The sequence below is a fragment of the Leptolyngbya sp. 'hensonii' genome (genome assembly GCF_001939115.1).
In the GTDB taxonomy this organism is placed as follows: Bacteria; Cyanobacteriota; Cyanobacteriia.
The window spans coordinates 166976-185375 of record NZ_MQTZ01000045.1 but is presented as its reverse complement, the minus strand read 5'-3'; the positions used below and the strand labels follow the sequence as shown (position 1 = coordinate 185375).

The following is an 18400-nucleotide window of genomic DNA, read 5'->3' as shown; positions in this document are numbered from 1 at the left end:
CTCCCTACCAATTGGGTCAAATTGGAATAGTTGAAAACTAGGTGGTAGTGCCATTGTTGGTTTCGTTCCAGGTGTAAACAAAGTCCCTACCAATTGGGTCAAATTGGAATAGTTGAAAACTTCTCCTTGAAAAGGGAATAAACAACTGAAACAATGACCCCCTACCAATTGGGTCAAATTGGAATAGTTGAAAACCTTTGTTGGACATGGGAAATTCTCCTGCTTTTTCAAAAAAACAAACCCTACCAATTGGGTCAAATTGGAATAGTTGAAAACTAGAAGCCAAATCACCAGTGCAATAACCGCAGCAAGCACACCCTACCAATTGGGTCAAATTGGAATAGTTGAAAACTTTCTCGAAGAAAACAAAGATTCCCAACTACTTCGCAACCCCCTACCAATTGGGTCAAATTGGAATAGTTGAAAACCCAGCGGAGTTCTCCACAACAACTCCGTCTTTGCATTTTGCAACCACTTCCCTACCAATTGGGTCAAATTGGAATAGTTGAAAACCGACCTTAGAACCATCGAGACTCGGAGAGTCACGACGAGAGTTGTCCCTACCAATTGGGTCAAATTGGAATAGTTGAAAAACTCTCTAGCGGCATCCCTATCCGCTTGCTCCTGAGCACTCAGGACCCCTACCAATTGGGTCAAATTGGAATAGTTGAAAACTCAGTCGTCCCAATTGGGGACTGTTGAAAAAACTCAACGGGGGCATCCCAGTTTTGCAAGGTTGCCCACCCCAGGGGAAGCCGCTCTGCGTCTACATCCCCCAGCCCCCTCTCCCGTTCTGGGCTACTGTGTACCCATAATCCCCTCCTGGGAGGGGTAGGGGTGGGTTCAACCCTCCTGCTCCCGTTCCTAGACCCACCCCGGCCCTGCGGGCCACCCCTCCCGAGAGGGGATTTCACGTGAGTCTGCTGACTTGAGCCAAACTTTTCAGAGATCTGTATACGCGGTAGCTCTCCCGCCGGGAGAGAGGGAGGGGGTAAGGGCTGAAAATCTCGGAGTTATTAAATCCACGATCCTAAAAACTCCACTGCCCGATTGCCCCATCCCTTCAACCCGCGATCGCTCCTTGGAAGTACCCCCTTCCAGACATCGAATAAGCTATGACCAGTTGCACTAAACCAGCCCCACCAACCGCAACCTCTCAACCCCTGGTTTGGTGGTTTCAAAAAATAGGAACAATACCATGAACTACAAACGCTTGATGAGCCGAGTTTCCCTTGCGTGTCTGACGATCGTGCTGATGGAAAGATTGGACCCACTTACAGCGAAAGCTGAAGCAGTACGCCCCCTTTATGCCGGAGGGACGGATTGGGTGAGATTGACAATCAATAGACCAGGAGGCTACATCCTCGAAGCCACGTCTGTTCTGGGCGATGTGGATGTGGAACTCTACGACACGACAGGTCAGCGATTTGCTCGGGGTAAGAAGCTTGGGAACGAAACCATTTTCTTTAATGTTCCCTCCGGTGCAGAAGGGGTTTTTCGAGTTCGCTATAGTATGCCAATCTGCGTCAATCCGCTGGGTGCCTGCAATGTGAATATAAACCTATATCCCCAATAAACATCTAGACCTTGTCTCATGCGTCATACCCTTATCTGTACCGTTGGTACGAGCCTGTTTAATCCCAATCTTAGAACCTTGCCTGCCCCCGACCATTACGATGAGTGGCTCCAAAAACAGCCTGTCCCCGATCGTGCCCATCTCACCACTGATACCGTTGCCACCCTCAAAACCACCTTTGAGCATACTGATTGGGTTACCCTCGCCCTGCATTTAAGCCAGCTTCCGCCCACCCTGCGTCTATGTGGAGCCGAAATCAACTCCATTGGTGATTTGCTCCAGCGGGGCTATGTCACCCCTACCGCCACCCTCCTGTTTTGTCACTCTGACACTGACGAAGGCACTGCGATCGCCACCCTCCTGGTTCATTACTACCAGGCACTGGGGCATACCGCCACTCCGTATCGAGTAGAAGGGCTTCAAGACAATCATCCCAAAACCTTTCGCACTGATGGGTTACGCAACCTGGTTAAGCAAATGTCCTGCGGATTGCGGTTGCGCGGAGCCGAGTATTGCGCGATCAACGCCACGGGGGGGTATAAAGCACAAATTGCGATCGCCGTTCTATTGGGGCAGGCGCTCAAAGTTCCGGTTTACTACAAACATGAACGGTTTAGCGAAATCATCGCCTTTCCACCCATGCCCGTCAGCCTGGATTTTGACCTGTGGATTCAGCATAACGGCTGGCTCACTGCTTTGGGGCGCAACTCCCACGACCAGACCCCCTGGGAAACCGTGCAGGATGACTGGTCAGAAGCCCTGGAACCCCTGGTAGAACGAGTAGAGATTGACGGGCAGGTTTACATCACCCTGTCGCCCACAGGTCAGGTATTTTATGAGGCATTTCGAGAACGACAACTGCCACAAATGGCGTTGCATTTGCCATCTCCAGTCCCCCCGCAACAGAAACGTAAACCCCAGATGTCTAACCATAATTGGGGTAATGCCAGAGACCCAATCATCCGTTACCTGCAACGCATCACCGATGTCTGCCCCTATGTCACAGGCTGTCGCACCTTCTACTGGAATCCCGCACTCTCCAGCCTCAATTCCTTTCGTTTGCAAGGAGATGCCTTGGAAGGAACGCTGAGCAACGGCACCTGGATAGTTCGGTTTGAGATCGAAACCTCCAGTCAAACACTTGGTGAGCGACAAGCTTGCCTTTTAGATCTGAACCAGCGTATCGGCAAAGATTTTGGCTAGTCCTAACCAGGGCTATAACAATTTCCCCACTGCCTGCCACACCACCTCTGGCACTTGGTGCGTTTTCCCCCGGAACCAAGGTCCCGCAATTACCTCCAGGGGTACTCTCGACTTCACCTCACACCGTTCCTCCAGTACGCTGTGAATCACCGTCAGCAACTCCAGCGTTGGCTCACAAAACCTGCGCCACTCCCCTACCAGTTCCGGTGCGCGGCTAATAATCACCCCATGGGTACAGCGATCGCGCACCCCTGCCTTCTCAGGTTGCACCTTCCCTCCCACATCCACAATCACCAGATCCACCACCCGCCGCAAATTCATCACCGCTGCCTCGTGATAGGCAAAAAACGCCGCCATCAATTCTGTTGCAGAGGGGCGTTCGTGAATGCGGCGTTCATGGTTCCGCACAAGACGCTGGATCAGGGCATGATCTTGCCCCTCATGGCTCCAGTTCCCCTCACCATCCCAATTCGCCCGATGCAAAAAGATAGAACTGTGCGGATAATGCGCCAGTAAACTCCTGCGCAATGCATTCGACAAAACACTCTTCCCACTATCTGGCGGTCCCACTACCAGCACCGCTGGAGCCAACTTTTCCCGCCCCAGCGGAATGGCAATCACATCCCCCACTGCCACATTCGCCACTCGACTTTGGATCACGACTGCTTCTGCCTCTGGAGCCGAGAAACAACCAACCCAGGGAGCCTCCCGGCATAGGGCAACCAGCCGCCCATAAACCCAAGTAGGCACGGGACCAAACAGAATCACAGGCTGCTTTAGATCCACATCATGAGGGAGCTGCAGGTCGATCAGTTCTATAGGGTCGATCGCCCGTCCCTCCGCATGAGGTAACACCGACACAACCTGATAATTCGACTCAATTCGGCTTAAGCGAATCATAGGGGTAACGTCGTAAGAAGCACTTCACCAACTTTCACTTGGCGCGCATGGGTGGCTACCACTACTGCCCCACCCCCATCTCCCAGCCGGGGATCATAACAGGCGACCCAAGCCGCTGGATGACAGGCATGCACCAGATAGCCATACAACCAAATGGGAGCCTTTCCTTCAATCACCACTCCCTGACTCCACACGATTGTGTCTGGCACAACCAGCCCTTTCAAGTCCTCTGGCTCAATCAACCCATCTTCCGCTGCCAGATGAATATGCAAGTGCTGATAGGCGAGCCCTGATGCTGTCCGATGAGAAATACACGTCAACTCGATCGCAGCCATATAAATAGTGTTTGACATCAAACTGATCCTATCAAAGGAACATGTTGGATTCTCAACCTCAATATCAGCTTAAGAGGCATTCAATTGGAAACCCTCTCCTCCATGTCTGTGGCACACTCATACAAGTAGGCAAATTGATAGAGCACCATCTAGGATATGGCTGATGCATTTTGGCAAGAGTCTCCCAACATTCCCCTGTTGCAGTGGTTAGTGCGGGGTTCTCTCAAGCAAAACTTCCTTCAAGCCATTCGCCTGTGGGTCTGGTTACATCTACTCTACGGCGAAATGGGTGACACCCTGGCTTTACCAGAAACCTTCAGCTACGCAGATTGGCGCGATCAGTTTTTCACCCCTGACCATCCCAGCGGGGAAACCAAACCAACCCTCCACCGTCTCTCCTGTCCCTGCACTAAACCCACCGCTGCCTGGCTCTTTCATCCAGATTTGACTACCACCCAATCCCAGTGGCAGGTTTACCAGGGTAAGCAGCCTGGGCAAGGTCAGATCCAGGAACAGCGCGATCAACTGCACCAATCGCTCATTGACCATGATCTCCTGCCGCCCAATCTGGATCACCTACTTTTTCAAACTCGCCTGTTTGGGTTTACCCGCCGCACCCTTTCCAGCGATCTGCATCACCTTGCTACCACAGGATGGCTCCATATCCAGGAAAACAAATTTCAAAAAGTCACTTCCTATCCCGATTATCCCCATGTTGGAGCCCCAATCATCCAGTCTCCCTCCGGGCAGGAGCTCACCTTGTTTACCCAGCCCGATCTGGCAGCTATTGCTGACACCTTCTCCCGGACCTTCCAGGGATACCCCCGCTTCTTTGTCCATGTCGATTACGTCATTTCCCAAAACAAGCTCGATCGCGTGGATGACTGGCAAGCCTTACTCTCAGAGATCTGGCAGCAAACCCCCATTCCGCCGGTACGCCTTCACTACCAGAGTGCAGGGGAAACCCGGAGTTGTCCTCTCGTGGTCTATCCCGTTTGCATCTATTACTACCGTCGTGGACCCTACCTGTGTGCCTATGGTCAGTTTCCCAAAGCAGCCAGTTCTGCGCTCAACTGGCGCAATTACCGCCTCGATCGCATCCTCGCCATCGATTCCCTAAATTGGAAAGATACCACTGTCCCCCGAAAGCTTTACCAGCAATACCAGAAACAAACCCTCCCCACCCCAGAGGAGATCGAAACGGCGATGGATGAAGCCTGGGGGTTTGATTACTACCAACCCCGCCACTTACTTCTACTACGGTTCGATCGCAAATGGGATGACCGCTATATTCGCGACACCCTGCGCCATACCACCTTTCGCAAAATCCCCTATCATCAGGTGCAATTCCTCATCCGTCAGACCCTCTCTGGTCAGCTTCAAGAACATCTCCTGCGCCTCTGGCAGCATCGCTCCCCCGATGATGCCTACTATCAGGCATACTACCGCCAGGATGACCCCAACGTTTTCCAACGACTCCGCGCCTGGAGACCCAACGTAGAAGTATTGCTTCCCTGGGAATTGCGTCAACGTACCGCTCAGGAAGTCAAGCAAGAAATGCAGTTATATGATGATGACCTGCTATGACCCACGTTTCTGAAAAGATCCACCTTGATGTGATTTTGAGCGATCGCTTCGCTGATGCCTTTACCTATGCCCTCCACTTACATCGCTACCAATCCCGTAAAGTAAATGCCGTACCTTACATCAGTCACCTCATGGCTGTAGCCGCCCTGGTACTGGAAGACGGTGGCAGCGAGGATGAAGCGATCGCCGCCCTCCTCCACGATGCTGTTGAGGATCAGGGGGGTGAGCCCATCTACACAGAAATTCTGCGTCGCTATGGTTCACAAGTTGCCGAGATCGTTCATGATTGCACGATTCCTCCCTGCTCTGCTTCCCAACCCTGGAAAAGCCATAAGCTCGACTATCTCAACCAAATTCGCCATGCTTCGCCAGAAGCCCAGCGCGTCATCCTGGCTGATAAGCTACACAATGTGCGATCGCTGATTACTAACCTGCGTCAAACTGGCGAAAGTGCCTGGTCAGCCTTTGCTGCCAGCAAAAAGGATAACCTCTGGCTACACCAGGCACTTGCCGATCTATTTGAACAACATGTTCATAGCAGCCTGGTTGCTGAATTTCGACAGCAAATCCATATTCTACTGAGCCTTGCAACTAATCCCGAAAATCAACATCTGGTGGAATAAGTGAAGTCGAGACGGCGTTGCATAATGGAGGGATGAATTAGGGTTAGCTTTGATCTGATGGTTGGAGCGTCTATCCGGGGTTTATTCCACCAGGCGACCAGATTGTGAGCGAAACCTATATGACACGAGTCGAAGGTGAAAATACCCGCTTGCGACCCTATCTTGCTCGGTTACATCGCAAAACATTGTGCTACTCCAAATCAGAAGAAATGCTGAGGTACTCAATTCGTTGGCTACTTCACTACTTGAGATTTTGGGATGTTCCGATTCCTGTTTGATTCCTCCCGCTATTCAGCAACGCCGAAGTCGGTGGATTAACCTCTGAAATCGATCTGGGTGCACAATGCCTGTTAGCGGCAGAATAGGAGGGTGTCTTGAAATCACTAGAATTGAGCGATGGATGCGGTTTAAATTTGGATATTAAAGGGGACCACAGGCTAAGTTTCCACGCACCTGGTGCCCGGGAGTCTACAGGATTTGGAGTGGGGTAAGAGTGAATCGCTCATCATGCTTCAGCTTTATGTTATCTATGGTGGTGCTGTCGGTGCCAGCCTTGGCAAAAGCAGCCCAAACCCAGGGTTGCCCTATTGCGAAAAGCGTTTACCGAGATGGGGATGGCAAAGGATTTCAATTGGTTTTTGGTCCACCACCCCCCAATACGCCTTACCATGCAACCGCTGTCATCAACCATCCTCAACAGAGACAACTGTACCGATTTCTCGTGACTCAATCTAGTGGTTATGGCTCGATTAGACTTTTGGATCAGGTTAACAAGAATGCAAAGCAGGGCAAGAGCTGGTGGATTACATTTTTTGATCAGAATTTAAAATCTGCTACACCACTTTTTCTGGGGCAAGAAACAGAGTCACCCAAGTATGCCGTAATCGCTGAATTGGGCAGCTATGATTACTACCAACGGCGAGGCCGCATTACACAAAACACGCCACCGTTTCTGCAAGATGTTCTGTGGATTTTTGATCACTGTCAGTAGCTTGAACCAAGAACGCTGAGGGATGCTGCAATGGCGATTTTTCTTAATTCAGCAGTGCCAGATAAAGCTTGAGCAGAATGGGGTTGGACTGAAACATTTGATAAAGACGTTCAGGTGGAATATTGCTTGCGTTGGAGCTATATCGGGATAGGCGTTTGATCAGTTGTTTGTGACGGGCCAAAAGATCAGCCGGTTGTAGCGCAGGGGTGTCTCCGGAGATTGGGGGAACGATCGCAGCATTATCCGGTAGTTTCTGGATCGCCCCAGTGGTAGGGCTAGATTGATCCGGCGCAGTGGGGATGCGGCAAACCGGAATCTGAATTTCAAATTCGGTCCCGGCTCCAACCTGCGAATGACACTTCAACACACCCCCATGCTTCTCCACCACAATTTGGTGGCTGATGGACATTCCTAGTCCCGTGCCCTGACCGACCTCTTTAGTGGTAAAGAATGGGTCATAAATTCGTTGCAGGACATCTTCAGGCATGCCTGGACCATTGTCGATGATCTGAATACTGACCCACTCGCGGTTGAGCACTTTAGTGCGAATGGTAATGGTGGGTATGATTTCTGATGCCGGTACTGGAGCCTGGGAGCGACCACGGATGATTGAGGATTGTGGGCTGGTAACGAGGACCTCTTCCAGGGCATCGATCGCATTGCTCAGGATATTCATGAACACCTGGTTCAACTGACCGGGATAGCACTCAATGGGGGGCAAGTTGCCGTACTCTTGGAGCACTTGAATGGCGGGCCGGTCGCCAGTGGCTTTGATCCGGTTATGCAGAATCATCAAGGTGCTATCGAGCCCCTCATGCAGGTCAACGACTTTGCGATCGGCCTCATCATGGCGGGAGAAATTCTTTAAGGAGCGAACAATATCCAGAATGCGGTCTGCCCCCACCCGCATCGAAGAAAGCAGACTGGGCAGATCTTCCATCAGGAACTGCAGGTCGATCGATTCAATTTCTGCCTGTAATTCAGGGGGGGCAATGGGAATTGTCTCCTGATAATGTTGCAACAGTTGCATCAAGTCCTGTACATAATCCGTCGCAAATCGCAGGTTGCCGTAGATAAAGTTGACTGGATTGTTGATTTCATGGGCCATCCCTGCCACCAGTTGGCCCAGGCTGGACATTTTTTCGCTCTGGACCAGTTGGGCTTGGGTGAGCTGTAAATCCTGTAGCGTCTGGCGCAGTTTTTCTTTTTCCGCTTCCTGTCGCACCAGACAGGCAATCAGAGGGGGGATGCAAGCGGCTCTCTCAGGTCCGATGACCCAGCCAATCACTTCTCCAGACAGCTCGATCGGATACTGACCCATCGTTGTGGCCCTGCTGCCCCAGAGGGATTGACCCTCTGCATCGGCAAGGCCCAGATCGAAATCCAGCCCTCTCGATAGCTCTGCTATTGCCCGCAGCACATCTTTTCGGGCCAGGACCCGTTCGAGATTAACATGCACCATAATGGCTTTTTTCCTCCGCCTGCTTTTCGGCCTGCTTTGTATTACGATCCATGCGCTGGCAGATCCGTATTACTGAGATCATATTTTCTGATCGACAACGGATTTTACAGCCCACTTGGTCATCCCATCGGGGGAAAGACAGGGATAAAACCTGCTTCCAGAGAGTGTTTCTCCTAATATTTCCGTAACCTTTTTACTTGAAATATAGTTGTCATTTGTTACGATAAATAGCCTTTAATCAAGTTTAGAAAGTTCATCAAAACTTCAATTTATGACAGAAAGTGCGGATCTGACAGATCTTTTGAATACAGTCATGCCCTGGCAACTCCGAGGGCGATCGTTCCTTTGGGGACAACGCACTTATCTTATGGGGGTTCTGAATGTCACACCGGATAGTTTCAGTGATGGGGGACAGTTCGATCGTCCTGAGACCGCGTTGGCCCAGGCTCATGCTCTGGCTCAAGCCGGGGCCGACATCCTTGACATCGGGGGACAATCGACTCGCCCCCAGGCGATCGAGATTTCCCTGGAAGAAGAGCTGGATCGGGTCATTCCAGTCATTCATCAGGTACGTCAGGAACTGGATTTACCCATTTCGGTGGACACTACCAGAGCCATTGTGGCCAGAGCTGCCATTCAAGCTGGAGCAGACCTGGTGAATGATGTGTCTGGTGGGATGGGGGATCCAGAGATGTTTGCAACAGTGGCAGACCTGCGGGTGCCGATCGTCTTGATGCACCTGCGGGGCACCCCTCAGACGATGCAACAGTTGACCACCTATGCGGATCTGATGGGCGAGATTGGTGCTTTTCTGGGGGAGCGGATCGCTGCTGCCGTTGCTGTGGGCATCGACCGCGCCCAAATTATGATTGATCCTGGTATTGGTTTTGCCAAAACCTATGACCAGAACTTACAAATCCTGCGGCAACTCCCCGATCTACGTTCGTTGGGCTGCCCCATTCTGGTGGGGGCCTCCCGCAAAAGCTTTATTGGCCACATCCTCAACCAGCCCAATCCCAGAAAACGGGTTTGGGGGACTGCAGCAGCCTGCTGTGCGGCGATCGCAGGCGGGGCTGATGTGGTGCGTGTTCATGATGCCAGGGAAATGCAGGAGGTTTGTCGGGTTGCTGATGCTATCTGGCGACCTTTAGACCCCGAGGAATCTGTGGAGTCAGCTTGCCCGTCTGGACCACTGACGCAACCCAACCCAGATTAAAAAGCCAAGCACCAGAGCCAGCAAGACGAACTTAGAGACTGGTCCCAGATAGTCATCGACCAGGGTGTATTTTTCTGCCAGTAGATAACCTGCCCCGGTTAGCAGCAGCACCCAGAGGGTTGTGCCGATCGTGGAATAGAGGACAAAGGGGATGATGGGCATAGCACTGATGCCAGCTGGAATGGAAATCAGGGTACGAATACCAGGGACCAGTCGCCCAAAGAACACAGCTCTATTGCCGTAGCGATTAAACCAGGTGCAAACTTTGCTGATGTCATGACCTGAGATTCCCAGCCACCGACCATACCGATCGGCCAGGGCCTGCAGCCTGGCTTCTCCCAACAATTTTCCCAGGTAATACCAGGGAAAAGCCCCCAGCATGGTCCCGATGATGCCAGCCAGGACAGCATAGCCAAAATTCATCTTCCCCTGTTGTACGGTGAATCCGGCCAGGGGCATGATCAGCTCCGATGGAATCGGTGGGAAGAGATTCTCCAGAAACATCAGTAGGCCAATCCCCAGGTAGCCCAGGGAGGTCATCATGTTCACAATCCACTCGGACATAGGCTCTACTAATAGAGGGTGATTTTGGTCCTGATACGGGTGATGCCCACCCCGACCCTAAGGGGCACTCCCCCAGGAGGGGATTTAGAGTACGTCCTGGGAGAGGGTGGGATGGGGGAACAGACGAGAGAACTCAGGTGCCGGAGGTCCAGGAGTTCATATACTCGATCTGATCAGAGGTGAGGGTATCCATGGTGATGCCCATAGCCTGCAGCTTCAGGCGAGCAATTTCCTGATCCAGTTCGACAGGGATGGAATGCAAGCCTGCAGCTAACTTACCCCGATTCTTCACCAGATACTCGCAGGCCAGAGCCTGGTTGGCAAAGCTCATATCCATGACTGCGCTGGGGTGGCCTTCAGCCGCAGCCAGGTTAATCAGGCGACCTTCACCCAGAACCACGATCGACTTCCCACTCTTGAGGCAGTACTGTTGGGTGAAGTTACGGACATCCTTGACTTCGGTGGCTTCGGCTTCAAGGGCTTTGAGGTCAATCTCAATATCGAAGTGGCCAGAGTTGCAAACGATCGCCCCATCTTTCATCGCAGCAAAATGCTCGGCCCGGATGACGTGCTTGTTGCCCGTCACGGTGACAAACAGATCCCCTTCGGGAGCGGCCTGTTCCATGGGCATCACCCGGAACCCGTCCATAATCGCCTCGATCGCCCGGACAGGATTGATTTCGGTGACGATGACATTGGCACCCATGCCCCGAGCCCGCAGTGCGGTGCCCTTACCGCACCAGCCATATCCAGCAACCACGATCGTCTTGCCAGCCAGCAGGATATTGGTGGCCCGGATAATCCCATCCAGGGTAGATTGACCTGTACCGTAGCGGTTGTCGAAGAAGTGTTTGGTGTCTGCATCATTGACATTCACCGCCGGGAAGGTCAGAACTCCATCCCGGAACATGGCCCGCAGCCGCACAATGCCAGTTGTGGTTTCTTCCGTTGTCCCAATTAGGTCTGCAATTTGCTCTTTCCGCTCTTGCAACAGGGTTGCCACCACATCGCTGCCATCATCGATGATGATGTTGGGACGATGATCCAGGGCAATGCGAACGTGGCGGTTATAGGTGGCGTTATCTTCCCCTTTGATGGCGAACACAGGAATATCATGGTCGCTCACCAGGCTTGCTGCCACATCATCCTGGGTAGAGAGGGGGTTGCTGGCGATCAGCAGGGCATCAGCTCCCCCCGCCTTCAGGGCGATCGCCAGGTGGGCCGTTTCCGTGGTGACGTGGCAGCAGGCGACCAGACGAATGCCCTGAAAGGGTTTTTCCTGGGCAAAACGATCACGAATCTGTCGCAGGACCGGCATTTCCCGACCAGCCCATTCAATCCGTTGCTTCCCTAAAGGGGCCAGGGAGAGGTCTTTGACTTCATGTTTCTGATCTTGTTTAGGACGAATGGGAGTTGCAGTCATGCAGGTGTTCCTTGTAAAAACGCTAAAGCTTTAGATTGAGCCTAACCGAAAAAATAAATCCATTTTGCACGTTAACAGAAAAATCATGGAACCGGCCAATTTCGAATATTTAACTGCGCCAGCGGAGGACCTGTTCCTTAACTGGATTGATGAACTCCCGCTGTTCTGCGATCGCGCGGGCATATTCTGTTTTTACCTGAAAGTACCAGCGAGCCTGGGTATCAGCATCCTTAATCAACATCAAAGCGGGGTTGTGGCGGAGGCCAAGCTGTTGTTTTGCCACGACTGATCGATCCTGTTCCAGGAAAGCCCGAACCAGGGGGCGCACCAGGGGCTGGATCAGGGAGAACCAGGGATTGGTCCAGTAGAACATTGAGGTCACTTCCGTCTCCGCTTCTGACATGGGGGTTACGGTGGTTAGGTTGGTAACCGCATGGCGATCCCCCATCACGGTTTCAATCCGAATACCCGGAAGGCGAAAAATAATTTCAACTTCGGGCGCATTTCCCAACAAGCGATAGAGGAAGGAAGTTTTCAACAGCCGGTGTCGTCGCATCTGGAAGCCGTAAGGAGCGGGATCAAACTGCTTGGCTTTCTCAAACAGGGCTCCCTTAGAGCGCCACCACCAGACTTGATGCACAAAAGTAGCATGGGCCGGGTCCATTAAGCCAATGACGGCATGGTCAATGTGGCAGGGGAAGTGGGACGTTTCCAGCATCCGGGGTGTCTGATCCCCCAGGTGGGGAATGGTGGGCACCTCGATCGCAGGCGCATGATCGGGACGATCGTGCTCAGCCATGTAAATCCAGATATTGCCCTGAACTTCCTGGACTGGATATTGGCGGACGGTAAACCGACTGACATCCAGTTCCTGCCCTGTGACTAAAGAGGGGATGCAGGTACAGTGACCACTGGCATCAAATCGCCAACCATGATAGCAGCACGCGACCTCTTGCCCATCGAACCGTCCACAGGATAGGGGAATGCCCCGGTGGGGGCAAATATCTCGCAGGGCGAATATCTGACCGGTATTACAGCGGGCCAGTAGCACTGGTTCCCCCAGGAACATTTTACTAATCATGGCTCCGGGCTTGAGGTGTTGCCCTGGCATGGCGTAGTACCAGACGTTACGTAGGAAAAACCTATTCTCCATAGTCAGGATGGTGGATAGTCAATCTTTAAGACAACGCTGAAATATTTTATCCGGATAGGTAATAGAGAGGACATCCCCAGGCTGGGGGGTGTAGCAGGTTTCAACGGGTTGACTTACTAATCTCAGGCCGTAGCCATTTGGATCAAGACGGAGCCCCTGTCCTGATGCCTGGGGTGAAAGCGTAAAACCACGACCAGAACCTAAATGTTTCGGCTTTGCTGAATGCAAATATGAATTACCCTCATCCCCAACCCTTCTCCCGCAGGAGAAGGGAGCTAAAACTCTTGTTCCCTCTCCTTTGGGAGAGGGCTAGGGTGAGGGCTGCATAAGGCTCAAGCACGAAAATCATCCTTCTATTCAGCAACGCCAATGTTTCAACCATCACCTGGGGCTCCTTAGAGATTATTCTGGAAGTGCAATGCCTATTTTTCTGGTTTCTCTCCTTTGAAAGCACGCTCTAATTCCTGGCAACTTCTGGCTTATATCAAGCCCCACTGGTTCACGATCGGGCAGGCCCTGCTTTGCACCCTGGCCTATAACCTCACCTGGCCAGTTCTGGCAGCATCCATGTCTCAAACGGCCACCTATGTAGGCCAGGGGAACCTGGCGGGTTTGGCTAGAATGGCTGGTTTTTATGCCGTCATTTTTTTGGTTCGGGCTGTGCTGCAGTATGGACAAGATGCCTGGATGGCAAAGGCAGCCTTGAAGATGGCCCTGGATTTGCGCAATCAGGTCTATACCCATCTGTTGCGGCTGAGCCTGAGCTACTTTGAAACGGCTGCGACGGGGGATCTGTCCTATCGGCTGACCGAAGATGTCGATCGGATTGGGGAAGTCATTGGTAAAGTCTTCCAGCAATTCACCCCCAACAGTTTGCAGTTGATCATTGTGCTGGGTTACATGATCTTCCTGAACTGGCAACTGACCCTGGCTACCCTACTGATTGCGCCCCTGCTGGCCCTGCTCATCACCTGGTTTGGGGCCCGGTTACTGGTCTTTTCTCGCCATAGTCAAAACCGGGTGTCCGATCTGTCCTCCCTGTTAACGGAGGTCTTTAGTGGCATTCGCCTGATTAAAGCCTTTGCTGCTGAGGATTATGAGATCAAGCGCTTTAAACGAGAGTCAGAGCGGAGCCGTCTGGCCAAATATCAGGCTGAATGGCTGAAAGCAATTCAGATGCCCATTTCTGGCTTTCTGTATGCCATGAGTGTGGTGTTCCTGTTTTGCCTGGGCGGCTGGCAGATCTCGCAGAACAATCTGACAGGAACCGAGTTCATCAGCTACATCGCTGCTGTGGCCATGTTGATTGACCCGATCAACACGGTCACCTCGAACTATAACGAGTTCAAGCAGGGGGAAGCCTCAATGGACCGGGTGTTCGAGATTCTTGCAATCAAACCCACGATTGTAGAAAAGCCTGATGCTGTGACCCTGCCGCCAGTGACAGGGAAGGTTGAATATCGTCATGTCAGTTTTGCTTATCATGCAGACCAGCCGGTTTTGCGTGATCTGAATCTAATTGCCCTGCCAGGGGAAATGCTTGCCCTGGTCGGCGCATCTGGAGCCGGTAAGACGACCCTGGTCAACCTCCTGCCCCGCTTCTATGATCCCCAATCCGGTCAGGTTCTGGTGGATGGCATTGATGTCCGGCAGGTGACGTTGAAAAGTCTGCGGCGGCAAATCGGCATCGTTCCCCAGGAGACAATCCTGTTCTCTGGGACGATCGCCCAGAATATTGCCTTTGGTCAGGATTACTTTGAACTTCAGGCTGTGGAGAAGGCCGCCAAAATTGCCAATGCCCATCAGTTCATTAGCCAGTTTCCCGATGGCTACGAAACCTGGGTGGGAGAACGGGGTGTGAACCTTTCTGGGGGGCAACGTCAGCGGATTGCGATCGCCCGGGCTGTCCTGCTTAATCCTCGCATCCTGATTTTGGACGAAGCCACTTCGGCCCTGGATTCGGAATCGGAGGCCCTGGTACAGGAGGCCCTGGAGCGGTTGATGCAGGATCGGACTGTGTTTATCATTGCCCATCGCTTAGCAACCGTCCGCAAGGCCGATCGAATTCTGGTCCTTGAACAGGGACAGGTGGTCGAATCGGGTACCCATACCGAGTTACTGGCCCAGGGAAATCGCTATGCCCGGTATTATGCCCAGCAATTTAGTGACAATGACGCCAAATGAACATTTATCTATGTGCACCGCTTCTGGCTGACGTGGGATTGGGACCCGTGTTACGAGATCCAACAGTGCCGATCTTGACCCTGGTTGTCCTCGCTGTGCTGATTGTCCTGAGTGAAACGCTCGTCCTGTTTTGGCTCAGGTGGGCGGCCTTTCCCCGAGCCCTGCTGGCGTCCCTGCTGGTGAATACCATCTCGACCCTGACCGGTGTTCTGCTGACTTCCTTCCTGGCGTTTATGCTGGTGTTTCTCATGGGTCCTGCTGCAGTGGTGATTTGGTGGGTGTTTTGCCTGGCGAGTTCGATCGCGATTGAAGGCGGTATTCTGGCCCTCCTTGCCAAACACCCGCCGCGCCAAACCTGGAAGGCCACTGTCCTGGCCAATGTGGTCAGCTACGTGCTTTTGATTATTGCTGTGCCTGTGGTGCCGACGGTCTTGAGTGATCTGGTCCGATAGACCGATGGCCAGGCTGGGATTGCCGCTGCTACTTGGGCTGACCCATGGCGTTGCTGATGCCACGGCTGGAGCTTTGCTGGCAACCATCGTGCAGACTCATTCATCCGGACAGGCGCTGGCCCTGGTGTTGCTCTACAATGCCCTGGGGTTTGCAGGCCAACCTGCGATCGGTCTCCTCTGTGATCGCGGACGTTGTCCCCATGGGGTGACCCTCCTCGGCCTGCTTCTCCTGACCCTCTCGACCTTGGTGCCCCATCATCCCGCTGGAGCCGTTCTTCTGGCCGGGTTGGGGTCCGCTGCTTTTCACGTGGGAGCTGGGGCGATCGCCCTCTCCGCCACCCCTAACTCAGCGATCGGGCCAGCCTGTTTTACAGCTCCGGGGGTTCTGGGTCTGGCATTGGGAGGCGTTCTGGCCCTGGCTGGATATGTCCTGCCCTGGGGGCTGGTTCTGCTGATACTCGCTGGGGCCATGTTGGGCTTTCCCCAGCCTGCACCTGCCAGTCAGGAAGCTGCAGGGGAACTGCTGCCAGAAGGCCAGGACAGCCTGCTGCTGGTGCTGCTAGGGGCGATCGCCCTCCGTTCTGCGGTCTGGAATGCGGTGCAGGTGCTGCACCGGGAGCCAGTTACCCTGCTGGTGGAACTGGCCCTGGCGGCAGCGATCGGCAAACTCCTGGGAGGCTTCCTGGCCGATCTCTGGGGGTGGCGACGCTGGGCTGGACTGGCCTTGGCCCTGGCTATCCCCCTGCTGACCCTGGCTGGAACCCAGACCATCCCGTTACTGCTGGGCCTAGCCTTGTTGCAGTCTGTGACCCCCCTGACCCTGGCTGCGATCGCCCGGTTATTGCCCCAGCATCCGGCAACGGCTGCTGGATTGGGCCTGGGACTGGCGATCGCCCTGGGGGGCTTTTCCCTGTTGTCGGGGGTCTCTCAGGGGTTTGCCACTGCACCTGTGCTGCTGCTGACCCTGGGTGCTGTCTTCCTGGCGTTGAACTGGGCTTTGGGGCAGGGGCGAGTCGAGAGTTAGCCCCCATAAGAAACGAGCCGTAGAGACCCAACTCTACGGCTGTGTGGTGCATGAGAAACGCGAGGAGCGAACGTCTCCATCCTATCGAGGGGTATTCCGACTGGGAGAGTTGGTATCAGTTTTGGTAACGGCCTCTGCACCTGAAGGGGATGATATTTCATCATTGCCCATAGCATTGGGGCAAATGGGTCTGAATTCAATCCGTGTTCTTGTCAGTCTGAGTTCGGGCAAAGACATCTTGCGTTAAATTGGACAGACCTGCCAAAAAGCCTAAGAGTGGATTGACCAGTCCCTCCTGGGCATCAGAGGTGATGATTGTGGTGCGTTGTTCTTGGGGGGCTGGCATGTGTTGGACAATGTCGGGCAATTGGGCAATTAACTGGGCCTGGATATGACGCTCTGAAAGCTCATTCTCAATCTCACGCCGCTTACGATCGAGATCAAGTTGCCGATCTCGCTGAGCCACATCAGCCTGGTGTTGCAATTCAGCCACCTCCAGGCTGGCAGATACTTCGGCGCGAGTTTTCTGGGCCACGACGGCATCCAGTTGAATTTGTTGCTGCACTTTCTCCATTTCTGCTGTGATGCGTTGTTTTTCCAACTCGAATTCTTGCAACACCAGCTCCAACTGAGCCTGGTTGCGGGCCTGGGCTGTACGGTTCTGTTCCGCCAAAATCTGACGCTCAGCCTCCTGCTCTACCTGATTGCGGCGCAGCTTCTCAGTCTGTTCACGATCGTAGGCAATCCGGGTTTGCTCGGCCCGAAGTTGCTCAATTTCACTGGCAACGTTCAGCTCACCCCGCTCATTGCTCAGCCGATTCGCTAGCTCTCGAGCTTTGATTTCCTGATCATTTTCCAGTTGTGCCAGACGAGCCAGCTTTTCCCGCTCTGCGCGGAAGGGCGTTTGCAGGTTTTGCCATAACTGAGTTGAACTGACCACCGCCTCCTTAATCTGTACTGTCACAATTTTGAGACCCAGCCCCTCGGATGGGAAATTGCTACCTTCCTGACCCCTACTGCCCTCCGCAACTGCTTGCAGACGATGAGTCAGTTCCTCAATAATCGGCTGCTTGTCACTTAAGACTTCATCAATGCTGAGGGTGGCTACTTTGTCTTTAATGGCTGCTTCAGCCTGTTCCCGCAACTGTAAATTGACAATGCCCATCGGGTCTTCTAGGTCAGAAAAATCCAGTTTCCAATATGCCGTTTGGATATCATCAATAATCCATTGCACGTAGGCTTGCACCAGAAGTCCCTGCCGCTCAATACAAATGCAGTTGGCGTTGATCAGAATGGTTTGTACGGCAGCAGGAATCACCAGAAAGGCGTCCGTGAGGGGATTGAAGCGAAAGGAAATGCCTTTGCCCATGTGTAAGGGTTCGCGATGCCCTCGTCGGGTATGCACGGTGTAGACATTGGGCGGAACAATGACACTTTTCCAGAGCCAGAACCCGGTAATGCGATAGTCGATCGCCCTGCTAGCAGGGGGCGATACCATCCCCGAGTTAGACTGGGCAGATGGAGTGGGCAGGGAACTGCGACTGCGGCTGAGTTTGCGATCCACCTCAGCTTTTTCTTGCAGAACTTGTTGGAGGTAGGTATTTTCCCCCTGTTGTTTACTCATGGCTGTTTTGTGGGTTGGGATAGGAAGCTAGCAACATACAGGTTAATCGTGGGTCTAGTTTGGGGAGATATGCCGCAAACATG

Annotated in this window: 16 protein-coding genes, 1 pseudogene and 1 CRISPR repeat array; of the genes and pseudogenes, 10 read left to right on the top strand and 7 right to left on the bottom strand. The window is 53.1% G+C overall.

Annotated elements, in window-relative coordinates:
• Nucleotides 1-2: 2 nt before the first annotated feature.
• Nucleotides 3-675: direct repeats of the CRISPR family, unit length 36 nt; unit sequence CCCTACCAATTGGGTCAAATTGGAATAGTTGAAAAC.
• A gap of 523 nt (nucleotides 676-1198) precedes the next feature.
• Nucleotides 1199-1576, top strand: coding sequence for a hypothetical protein (locus BST81_RS18805; protein ID WP_075600038.1), 378 nt, complete (start codon nucleotides 1199-1201; stop codon nucleotides 1574-1576).
• A gap of 18 nt (nucleotides 1577-1594) precedes the next feature.
• Entirely contained in the window at nucleotides 1595-2779 is a 1185-nt protein-coding gene (locus BST81_RS18800; RefSeq protein ID WP_075600037.1) for a putative CRISPR-associated protein, read from the top strand.
• Between the two features lie 12 nt (nucleotides 2780-2791).
• Here BST81_RS18800 and BST81_RS18795 read toward each other — a convergent pair whose 3' ends face one another.
• Both BST81_RS18795 and crn3 read right to left on the bottom strand, forming a co-directional pair.
• A complete protein-coding gene (locus BST81_RS18795; protein WP_075600036.1) occupies nucleotides 2792-3679 on the bottom strand; it encodes a CRISPR-associated protein Csx3 in 888 nt (295 codons plus the stop codon).
• A complete protein-coding gene (crn3, locus tag BST81_RS18790; RefSeq protein WP_253188380.1) occupies nucleotides 3676-4032 on the bottom strand; it encodes a CRISPR-associated ring nuclease Crn3/Csx3 in 357 nt (118 codons plus the stop codon). Before crn3 ends, BST81_RS18795 begins: the two co-directional genes overlap by 4 nt.
• Nucleotides 4033-4170: 138 nt before the next feature.
• On the opposite strand from crn3, the gene BST81_RS18785 reads away from it, so the two are divergent.
• From BST81_RS18785 to BST81_RS18770, 4 genes and pseudogenes are all read left to right on the top strand, one after another.
• Nucleotides 4171-5601: a TIGR03985 family CRISPR-associated protein gene (locus BST81_RS18785; RefSeq protein WP_075600034.1), complete on the top strand. Its 1431-nt coding sequence runs from the start codon at nucleotides 4171-4173 to the stop codon at nucleotides 5599-5601.
• Nucleotides 5598-6224 carry an HD domain-containing protein gene (locus tag BST81_RS18780; protein WP_075600033.1) on the top strand — a complete coding sequence of 209 codons (627 nt, stop codon included), beginning with the start codon at nucleotides 5598-5600 and terminating at the stop codon, nucleotides 6222-6224. Before BST81_RS18785 ends, BST81_RS18780 begins: the two co-directional genes overlap by 4 nt.
• Nucleotides 6225-6277: 53 nt before the next feature.
• Nucleotides 6278-6502 (top strand): annotated as a pseudogene (locus BST81_RS18775) (IS1 family transposase); the annotation flags it as partial.
• 215 nt (nucleotides 6503-6717) lie between these two features.
• Entirely contained in the window at nucleotides 6718-7215 is a 498-nt protein-coding gene (locus tag BST81_RS18770; protein ID WP_253188379.1) for a hypothetical protein, read from the top strand.
• A 43-nt stretch (nucleotides 7216-7258) separates the two neighbouring features.
• Here BST81_RS18770 and BST81_RS18765 read toward each other — a convergent pair whose 3' ends face one another.
• Complete coding sequence (locus BST81_RS18765) at nucleotides 7259-8677, bottom strand: ATP-binding protein (protein WP_075600031.1); 1419 nt, start codon at nucleotides 8675-8677, stop codon at nucleotides 7259-7261.
• A gap of 271 nt (nucleotides 8678-8948) precedes the next feature.
• Between BST81_RS18765 and folP the strand changes: the two genes are divergently transcribed.
• Nucleotides 8949-9893, top strand: coding sequence for a dihydropteroate synthase (folP, locus tag BST81_RS18760; RefSeq protein WP_083636947.1), 945 nt, complete (start codon nucleotides 8949-8951; stop codon nucleotides 9891-9893).
• On the opposite strand, the gene BST81_RS18755 is transcribed toward folP, so the two are convergent.
• The 3 genes from BST81_RS18755 to BST81_RS18745 all read right to left on the bottom strand — a co-directional run bounded on the left by BST81_RS18755 (nucleotide 9849) and on the right by BST81_RS18745 (nucleotide 13033).
• Entirely contained in the window at nucleotides 9849-10457 is a 609-nt protein-coding gene (locus tag BST81_RS18755) for a DedA family protein (RefSeq protein ID WP_075600030.1), read from the bottom strand. The two genes, folP and BST81_RS18755, sit on opposite strands and share 45 nt — an antisense overlap.
• 133 nt (nucleotides 10458-10590) lie before the next feature.
• Complete coding sequence (gene ahcY / locus BST81_RS18750; RefSeq protein ID WP_075600029.1) at nucleotides 10591-11880, bottom strand: adenosylhomocysteinase; 1290 nt, start codon at nucleotides 11878-11880, stop codon at nucleotides 10591-10593.
• A gap of 109 nt (nucleotides 11881-11989) precedes the next feature.
• A complete protein-coding gene (locus BST81_RS18745; RefSeq protein WP_075600028.1) occupies nucleotides 11990-13033 on the bottom strand; it encodes an aromatic ring-hydroxylating dioxygenase subunit alpha in 1044 nt (347 codons plus the stop codon).
• Between the two features lie 444 nt (nucleotides 13034-13477).
• Here BST81_RS18745 and BST81_RS18740 point away from each other — a divergent pair, with 444 nt between their 5' ends.
• Genes BST81_RS18740 through BST81_RS18730 form a run of 3 tightly spaced genes read left to right on the top strand, consistent with a single transcriptional unit; the run spans nucleotide 13478 to nucleotide 16693 of the window.
• Nucleotides 13478-15217 (top strand): ABC transporter ATP-binding protein, encoded by a 1740-nt coding sequence (locus tag BST81_RS18740; RefSeq protein ID WP_075600027.1) that lies wholly within the window; start codon nucleotides 13478-13480, stop codon nucleotides 15215-15217.
• Complete coding sequence (locus BST81_RS18735) at nucleotides 15214-15669, top strand: hypothetical protein (protein WP_075600026.1); 456 nt, start codon at nucleotides 15214-15216, stop codon at nucleotides 15667-15669. The genes BST81_RS18740 and BST81_RS18735 overlap by 4 nt, the downstream gene beginning before the upstream one ends.
• 4 nt (nucleotides 15670-15673) lie before the next feature.
• Nucleotides 15674-16693, top strand: coding sequence for a hypothetical protein (locus tag BST81_RS18730; protein ID WP_075600025.1), 1020 nt, complete (start codon nucleotides 15674-15676; stop codon nucleotides 16691-16693).
• A 196-nt stretch (nucleotides 16694-16889) separates the two neighbouring features.
• Here BST81_RS18730 and BST81_RS18725 read toward each other — a convergent pair whose 3' ends face one another.
• Nucleotides 16890-18317, bottom strand: coding sequence for a hypothetical protein (locus BST81_RS18725; protein ID WP_075600024.1), 1428 nt, complete (start codon nucleotides 18315-18317; stop codon nucleotides 16890-16892).
• Nucleotides 18318-18400 lie beyond the last annotated feature (83 nt).

Excerpts from the sequence above, each read along its gene's own strand:
- BST81_RS18785 (WP_075600034.1), top strand. The coding sequence starts at position 4,171 with ATGGCTGATGCATTTTGGCAAGAGTCTCCCAACATTCCCCTGTTGCAG.
- BST81_RS18780 (WP_075600033.1), top strand. The coding sequence starts at position 5,598 with ATGACCCACGTTTCTGAAAAGATCCACCTTGATGTGATTTTGAGCGAT.
- BST81_RS18755 (WP_075600030.1), bottom strand. The coding sequence starts at position 10,457 with ATGTCCGAGTGGATTGTGAACATGATGACCTCCCTGGGCTACCTGGGG.
- BST81_RS18725 (WP_075600024.1), bottom strand. The coding sequence starts at position 18,317 with ATGAGTAAACAACAGGGGGAAAATACCTACCTCCAACAAGTTCTGCAA.
- crn3 (WP_253188380.1), bottom strand. The coding sequence starts at position 4,032 with ATGTCAAACACTATTTATATGGCTGCGATCGAGTTGACGTGTATTTCT.
- BST81_RS18805 (WP_075600038.1), top strand. The coding sequence starts at position 1,199 with ATGAACTACAAACGCTTGATGAGCCGAGTTTCCCTTGCGTGTCTGACG.
- BST81_RS18765 (WP_075600031.1), bottom strand. The coding sequence starts at position 8,677 with ATGGTGCATGTTAATCTCGAACGGGTCCTGGCCCGAAAAGATGTGCTG.
- BST81_RS18745 (WP_075600028.1), bottom strand. The coding sequence starts at position 13,033 with ATGGAGAATAGGTTTTTCCTACGTAACGTCTGGTACTACGCCATGCCA.
- BST81_RS18730 (WP_075600025.1), top strand. The coding sequence starts at position 15,674 with ATGGCCAGGCTGGGATTGCCGCTGCTACTTGGGCTGACCCATGGCGTT.
- BST81_RS18735 (WP_075600026.1), top strand. The coding sequence starts at position 15,214 with ATGAACATTTATCTATGTGCACCGCTTCTGGCTGACGTGGGATTGGGA.
- BST81_RS18800 (WP_075600037.1), top strand. The coding sequence starts at position 1,595 with ATGCGTCATACCCTTATCTGTACCGTTGGTACGAGCCTGTTTAATCCC.
- ahcY (WP_075600029.1), bottom strand. The coding sequence starts at position 11,880 with ATGACTGCAACTCCCATTCGTCCTAAACAAGATCAGAAACATGAAGTC.
- BST81_RS18795 (WP_075600036.1), bottom strand. The coding sequence starts at position 3,679 with ATGATTCGCTTAAGCCGAATTGAGTCGAATTATCAGGTTGTGTCGGTG.
- folP (WP_083636947.1), top strand. The coding sequence starts at position 8,949 with ATGACAGAAAGTGCGGATCTGACAGATCTTTTGAATACAGTCATGCCC.